Source organism: Mycobacterium helveticum (genome assembly GCF_007714205.1).
GTDB lineage: Bacteria > Actinomycetota > Actinomycetes > Mycobacteriales > Mycobacteriaceae > Mycobacterium > Mycobacterium helveticum.
On the sequence record NZ_VMQU01000187.1, the window covers coordinates 1 to 6,904 of the forward strand.

The 6,904-nt window shown below is 65.1% G+C and carries 9 protein-coding genes and 1 pseudogene; all 10 read left to right on the top strand.

Features of this window, described 5'->3' with window-relative positions; genetic code table 11:
• The coding region (locus FPZ47_RS25630; RefSeq protein ID WP_145039688.1) for a DUF4226 domain-containing protein at positions 1 to 1,360 on the top strand (1,360 nt) is incomplete at its 5' end.
• A gap of 34 nt (positions 1,361 to 1,394) precedes the next feature.
• Complete coding sequence (locus FPZ47_RS25635) at positions 1,395 to 1,712, top strand: type VII secretion target (RefSeq protein ID WP_007172134.1); 318 nt, start codon at positions 1,395 to 1,397, stop codon at positions 1,710 to 1,712.
• 4 nt (positions 1,713 to 1,716) lie between these two features.
• The gene (locus FPZ47_RS25640) at positions 1,717 to 2,016 is read left to right on the top strand and encodes a DUF2694 family protein (protein WP_007172135.1); all 300 of its coding nucleotides are present in this window, start codon (positions 1,717 to 1,719) and stop codon (positions 2,014 to 2,016) included.
• A gap of 45 nt (positions 2,017 to 2,061) precedes the next feature.
• Complete coding sequence (locus FPZ47_RS25645; RefSeq protein WP_007172136.1) at positions 2,062 to 3,807, top strand: PPE domain-containing protein; 1,746 nt, start codon at positions 2,062 to 2,064, stop codon at positions 3,805 to 3,807.
• Complete coding sequence (locus FPZ47_RS28655) at positions 3,804 to 3,944, top strand: hypothetical protein (protein WP_007172137.1); 141 nt, start codon at positions 3,804 to 3,806, stop codon at positions 3,942 to 3,944. Before FPZ47_RS25645 ends, FPZ47_RS28655 begins: the two co-directional genes overlap by 4 nt.
• Positions 3,941 to 4,327, top strand: a complete 387-nt coding sequence (locus FPZ47_RS25650) for a YbaB/EbfC family nucleoid-associated protein (RefSeq protein WP_007172138.1) — start codon at positions 3,941 to 3,943, stop codon at positions 4,325 to 4,327. Before FPZ47_RS28655 ends, FPZ47_RS25650 begins: the two co-directional genes overlap by 4 nt.
• A 264-nt stretch (positions 4,328 to 4,591) precedes the next feature.
• Positions 4,592 to 5,074 carry a hypothetical protein gene (locus FPZ47_RS25655; protein ID WP_007172139.1) on the top strand — a complete coding sequence of 161 codons (483 nt, stop codon included), beginning with the start codon at positions 4,592 to 4,594 and terminating at the stop codon, positions 5,072 to 5,074.
• On the top strand, positions 5,074 to 5,406 hold the full coding sequence (locus FPZ47_RS25660; protein ID WP_033717256.1) for a hypothetical protein: 333 nt from the start codon (positions 5,074 to 5,076) through the stop codon (positions 5,404 to 5,406). The genes FPZ47_RS25655 and FPZ47_RS25660 overlap by 1 nt, the downstream gene beginning before the upstream one ends.
• A gap of 287 nt (positions 5,407 to 5,693) precedes the next feature.
• Positions 5,694 to 5,981 carry a hypothetical protein gene (locus tag FPZ47_RS25665; RefSeq protein ID WP_007172141.1) on the top strand — a complete coding sequence of 96 codons (288 nt, stop codon included), beginning with the start codon at positions 5,694 to 5,696 and terminating at the stop codon, positions 5,979 to 5,981.
• Between the two features lie 18 nt (positions 5,982 to 5,999).
• Positions 6,000 to 6,904 (top strand): annotated as a pseudogene (locus FPZ47_RS25670) (hypothetical protein); the annotation flags it as partial.

Here is a 6,904-nt window from a genome sequence, read left to right on the forward strand (position 1 = left end):
GCCCCCGCCGGAGTCGCCGGCGCCGACCTCCCCGGCGGGCACGCCACCGCCACCGGGACTGAGCGGGGCAGGGGCAGAAGCAGCCAAACGGCTCGACGAGGCACTGGCCAAAAATCATTCGGCGCTCAATGACGCTGACGACAAACTGGCCGACGCTCTGCTTAAAGCGTCGAGCTCTAGCGCTGATGGTCGTCAGCGGCTCCAAGCTTTGCAGCAAGACATCATCGACCAGGTCAACAAGCTGGGGTCATCGCTGGATACTGCGACCGGCCAACAGCAGCTGGCAGAGTTCTTGCAGGGAAAAACCGACGACATCCTCAACGTCCTGAAAAACGCTGGGCTGGACTCAGATTCACAAGCGCGGGTGTTGGATGGTCTCTCGGCGCGCTATCAGGCGTTGCAAGACAAGAAACCCGGCGATGACCCGCACACCAAGGGTTCGAGCGGCGACGGCACTGGCAGCGGCAACCCGGACTCAACCGGCACTACACCGGGTGGTGGTGCCGATTCTCCGGCCGGGACCGGTGACGGCACTGGCAGTGGCAATGACCCGCTACTGGACGGGCTGGCCTCAGATCCGTTGATGTCGCGGTTGGGCATGATGGGCGGGCCTGCGATGGGCGCTCTTGGCTCGCTGCCAGGTGCGCTCGGTTCAGCGATTCCCTCGCTCGGCGGAGGCGGTGGCGGCGGGCTGGGGGATTTGGGTTCGGCGATCGGTGGGGCGCTACGCGATGGCGGCCACGATCCGGACCAGGCCTCTGATGAGCACGTCGATTCGTTGAAAGACCCGTCCGGATCGCACACCGGTGACGACAAACCGCGAGATGGCACCCAGCCGGCCGGACTGCACGACCCAGGGGACAAAGCAGACAAAGGGGACAAGGCGGGGACAGAAAACGCTGGCAGCGGATCCACCCCGCCGCCGTCAGCGCCGGCAGCGCCAGGTCAGACGCCAACACCGTCGACTCAGGTCCAGCTGCCCGACCAATCGGTGCGAACCGCGGCCAATGGCGCACTCGCGCAGGCCGGACGCGCGGTGCTCTCCGGTGACAGCATCGACGACGCGTTTGCAGGGGCCAATCTTCAGTTGCCGCCGCTGGGTTCGCCGGTGAGTTCACCCATGGCACCCTCGCGGCTGCAATTCGGCGATGTGGGCCAATACACCGATCATCGGGTCATGGCTCTAGACAAAGACCATGTTTGGCTCAATGGCCAGGTCACGCCGATTGACCAGCTCGACACTGGCCCGAATTTCTTGGGGTGGACACGCGTGTCGGCCCCAACAGCGACAACGGTGACTTCGGCGGCCGTCGCCCCGGCACCGGCCGTGGCGCCCGCACCGGCGCCGCCGACCACTTAAGCGAACTTTTACTGCAACGTGAGGGAGTACCGTAATGACCGTGAATGAGCAGGCCTTGCAGGTCAACACCGATGACCTGATCCGATGGGCGATCGCCCACGAACGCGCCGCCGAGGCGTGCGGGCAGGCCCGTGCTGACCATGCCCGCACCGTGGCTGCGGCCGAATCGTGGGGACCGCTGTTTTACGAGGCGCGTCGTGCTGCAGTGGCCGCGGTCAACGACCGCGAGACCGCATTGCGCGACCAACAAGAGCGGCACGGGGCCATGGCGCAGCAGCTTCGCGCCGCCGCGGCGCGCATGGCGGAGATGAACGCTGACAACCGTGCCAATTTGACGATTTCCACGGATTAGCAACATGTCTGAAGCGCCGTCGACCGACTACGACACCGTGGTGTTCGAGGTCGCAAGCCGCGATGAGTCGATCGTGGTGGCGGTGGGCCGCAGCGGCAACTCGTTAGGCGTGGAGCTTCAGGCGGCGGCGATGCAGCTCAGCGACGCCGAACTGGCTAACCGCATCATCAAATTGAACACGCTGGCTCATTTACGCTCGCAGTTGGCGCTGCGTCAGGAGTGGGAGGCTCAACACGTGACCGTGTCCAGTGCGTTGCCCACCAAGGATCAGGTTGCCAGCTATGAGGCCCTGATCGATTTCTGAGAGAACTCGTCGCAACGTCAGCTAGAACACGGAGGGAGGACCGCAGTGCTGCAGGTCGATGTTGCCGGACTGCAGAGTGCGGTCGCGGGGCTGGTCGCCGCCGCTAACAGCCTTGCCAGGCTCGGCGCGCAGTCGCCGGTGCACCCTCCGCTGGCCACCGATGAGACATCAACGAGCGTGGCTGCCCGCCTCAGTGAGCACGCGGCGGTGATGGCATCGCGAGCTGCTGACGGGTCGACGGTCCTTGCGGCCGGCGCCAAGGCGATAACCCAGTCAGCAGTCGCGTATGGGCAGATGGACCAGGCCAATCAAGCGGTGGTGAGCTTGCAAGGTAACCCTGCACCCTCCACGCCGGGCTTCACCCCGGCGGTGACGGTGAATCTTGTTGCGCCTGATGTGCCGATCGCCCCGCCGGGACCCCGCCCAGCCGAAACGACGGCGGCGATCATGGAAGCCGGTCAGCCCGCTGCCGGGGATGCGTTTGTGGCCGACTGTGCGGCACTGTCAGAAGGATTTAGCGCTGCCGCGCGATCGGCCCGCCGCGGGGCGGCCACGGTCAGTGAACATCTCAAAGGGGAAGCAGGACCGCGTATTTCGGCGGCGTTGAATCGTTACGCGGACTGGGCGCAGGAGATGGCCCGCCATGCCGACACCGTTGGAAAGCTCGCCGGCAGCCACAAGAACAGATTTACACAAGCCAAGCAGGCGACTCCGACGACCACGGAGTTCGCTAACCGTCACCGCGAGCTCCACAACGCGATCGCACTCAACAGCTCTTATCCCAGTCCGGGATCGGCGGCCGCGGTGTCTAAGGCACACACGAATTTGACCCAGTTAACGAACCACACCCAGGTTGTGGCCGCTGGCTACCACACCGGCGAGACGATACCGGAGGCTCCGCCGGGGCCACCGCCAGCCCCAGCAATCGTGGAACCTGGTGCCGGACAAGGGGACACCCCGCCGTCTCCAACTCAGCAGGGAGCGGATCCAAAACCGACACGCGATCACCCGGGCACCACCCACGCCGGCGACGTCGACCCCGACACCGACCCCGCCGGCCTCGACGAGAGTCTCAATGCAGGCGATGGTGATCCCGCCGCTAACCCGCTAGCGCCTGCGGGAACGGGTGCGATGCCGGGAATGGCCTCATCTTTGCCGCCGATGTTGACCGGCCTGCTGGGCGCCGGGGTCGGGATGGCCACCCAGATACCGCAGAAATTAGGCCAAGAGCTGCAGGGATTGGCCCAGCAAGCCACCCAGAGCGTTGCAGGTTTGGCACAAGGAATGGCAGGCAAGAACGGGCTGGACGACGCGGCCAAAATTGAGCCAGCAGACTCCCTGGGCAGCGGTGCCGGCGGAGGCGGTGGTGACGACGGCGCTACCGCCCCGGCGGCCAGCGGCGGCGCAGATCTCAAGCCGGCGGCTTCAGCGATCTCCGGAATGAGTTCCCCCACCTCGCCCCCGTTGGCGGGGGCCAGCGCCACCCCGAGTCCCACCGCTGCCGCCGCTGAGAGCGGTATGGGCGGCTCCCCAATGTTCATGCCCCCGATGGGGGGCATGGGCGCTGGCGCCGGGGCGGCCAAGCGCAAGGTAAAGGACCCGGACAAGTCGATCGAGATGCCATCGCGCCCTAATTCCGAGCCGATCAAAGGCGAACGGGGAGACCCAATTCGGCACACGGCCACCGTTGACGCCGCTGCCTACCCCAAAGACGGGCCGAAGCGCACGGTGACCGTTCGGTCACGCAGCCGACGCGTCGACCGCGACCCGGGCAGCGGTGATGACCAGTGAGCGTGAATGGGTGCGTCGGCTATCAGTCCGATCAGAATCTGGTCGCTGAAGTGATGGCCCAGCTCGATTCGGTGTCGATGGCCCTGCCCGACCTGCAGGATGAAATTGCGTCCGACGACGATGGTGAGGCCCCGTGACGGTGTACGAGTATGACGGCTACCAGGCGGATAAGAATTTAACCGCCAGTGTCATAGCGCGCATGGAACGGGTGTCGACGATGCTTTCCAAGCTGCTCGAGGAGATGGATGGCATCGACCTGGAAGCCATCGGCGGCGATGGCGACGTCGTGTTGTCGGTGAACTCCCAAGGACAACTCACCTCGCTGTCGCTGGCGCAGGGCTGCACCACCCGCTACTCACACGGGGCTTTGGCCGAGCTGATCAACACCACGATCGACGAGGCAGTCAACGCCGCGGCCGAGGAAACAGCGAGCGTGGGAGGCGGCCAAGACCAGGAAGCGCTCGACGCTGCTGTGCAAGCGTTCATCAATCCCGAAAGTGAGATCTGGACTGCCACCTGAGCACCGGTTTCGTCTTGGATTCGCGTCCAACGGTAGCCCGATGTCGCCGCAGGACAGTACGCTGATTGCATGAATCCGCAGGCAGTTGGGCAGCCGAGCTACCCCGCTGCGACCGGCGGCCCGCCCACCTCCACGAGTACGGTCGGTGTGCCGACCGGTGCCGCGGTGTTGCCACCACCGCCCAGCTACGTGCCACCCCCACAAGCTCCTGCACCGCCACCGGTGTACCGCAGACGCGGGCCGGGCTGGCTGGCGGTATGGGTAATGCTGGCGCTCGCGCTGCTACTGGCGTTAAGCGCAACGGTGATGAGTGCGATGAAGTTGACCGCATCAAACCCGGCCGCGACAACCACCACGGTGATGGCGCCACCCCCACCGCCGGTGAGCTACAGCCCGGAGCAAGTGGCGGCGGCCAAGAAGGAAGCCTGCGACGCCAGCGATACGGCGGACAAATCGATAATTGCTGCTCAAAAGAACTTCTTCGACGCTGCGCGAGACCGGCAATCGCCTCAATACCATCCTGCACTGGGCAACTTCCAGCTTGTGGTGATACTGGAGACGCAGTACATCCAACAGCATCTTCCGCCGGCTACCCCGAAGAACGTGCTAGACGCGACCAATGAATATGTCACCGCAGTAATTCGGTTGGTCGACGCCAATACCCGCGAGCTGTCCGACCACGATGCCCAGCCGTTCGTGTTAGCGCTTAGAAGTGCGGGAGATCGACTCGACAAGGTGTGTGAGTGATGCGAACCGATGACATTCTGCAGGTCATTCCCGCTGCGGCGGAGTCGGCGAACATGCTGACCGGTTCGGCAACGGTCGAGTTTGCTACGACCGTGCCCGAGCACGCGGCCCATGGCGCGGCGGCCACGGCAGCCGGGGGGGCTCACGCGGCTTCAATGTGGGCGCCGAGCGTGGCAGCAAGCGCAGGTGTGAACCAGCAAGTCGCGGGAGCCGGTGCCGCGCTGGCGCCACGCGGTGGAAAGGTGGCTCAACGCAACGATCAATCGTTGACCGCAGACCTTCAGACCGACAACCAGAACGCTCAGGACCTGACACCGGTGGTGAGCATATGACCGCCACCCTGCACTCGCCCCAAGCGGGGACACCGCTCCCACCCGCTTTCCCGCCACGTCAGCTTCCGCCACCGGCGGGGCCCGGCCGCGGGGCGGTGGGGGGCACGGCGGCGGCGCTAGTCGTTGCGGTCGGAGCCGCCGTCCTTGCCGCAGTAGCGTGGATGACGCCATCCAAAGTTCCCGTCAGTACGGTGGTTGCGCCGTGGTCACCACCTGCCCCGAGTTCCGACCAGGTGGCAGCCGCACGCACAAAGGCATGCCAAGTGTGGGGGATTACCGCGACAGCAATGGACGCGGCCACGAACGCGGTGGCCCACGCTCCAGCCGACTGGAATGACCCTGGCACCCAAGAGGCCTTGGCCAACGAGGCGCGGGTAATCCTGGTGGAAAGCGCATACCTGCGCCGTGAACTGCCCGCCGATACACCGGCAACGATCCGCTCAGGGATCGACGACTACCTTGCGGCCAGCTCGGACATGGAAAACGCCACCACGCATCGCAAGGGCAGCTTGCGAAACGCCGCGATCGGTCGTGCAAACACCGCAGAAGACAAGGTAAACGCCGCTTGCCGGTAGTGTGAGGAAGAGGGAGCCGTGGCGGATGTGCCCGCAACCAGTATCGCTGGGAACATCATCATCACCCCGGATATGGTGCCGCCAGCAGCAGAGCCGTTGGAGACCCAAGCGGCGCACTACGCGGCGTTGGCGGAGAAAGTCGGTGAGCTGCAGCAGCAGCTCAAAGCCGCCAATGCGATGCGCGAAGAGGCCGCACAATCGCCCGGTTGGGAAGCTGGGCACGAAAAGAATCGCCAATTGGCCGCAGACTACGGCCGGATGGTCGAGATATACAACGCGGCGGCAGATTATTTCAACGGAGTCGCTGGCGTTTACCGCGACGCGCAAACCGCCCAACGGAACGTCTTGATGAAAGCCAATGCTGAACTGTCGCAGGCCAAGAACGCGATACAACAGCAGGAGATCGCGGCGCGCTGGCACACGCACGCCCGAGCCCTGACGACCAGCGCGGTAGGAGCCGCTACAGCCAAGGCCGGAGTTTTCGAGCACACTGCAGGCACCGATATCACGGCTCTTACCTCACGCCTAGGCGGTCCGGCACCTCAAGACCCCGTCTTGCCCCATAGCGGCGGAGGCGGAATAGCCGTACCCACAGGCAAAGAGGGCTCCGGACTAGGTGATGACAACGGCGACCCCGCGAACCCCAACGGCACTGGCAATCCGCAGGGAATAGGTAATGGGCACACGCCGCGCCACAGTGGTGCAGCGAAGGGCGAGGACGGCGAGCCGGCGACGACGGGACCAGGATCCACTCCTGCGGTGATGGGGAGCCCTTATCCGGGTGCCGGGCAGATGCCGATGCCGGGTGGTGGTGGCAGCGGGATTCAGTCTGTTGGTTTCCCGCCGGGGTTGACGTCGATGACGGGGGGACTTGGATCGATGCCCGGTGGGGGTGGCATGGGAGGCCTGGGCTCTGGTGGGGG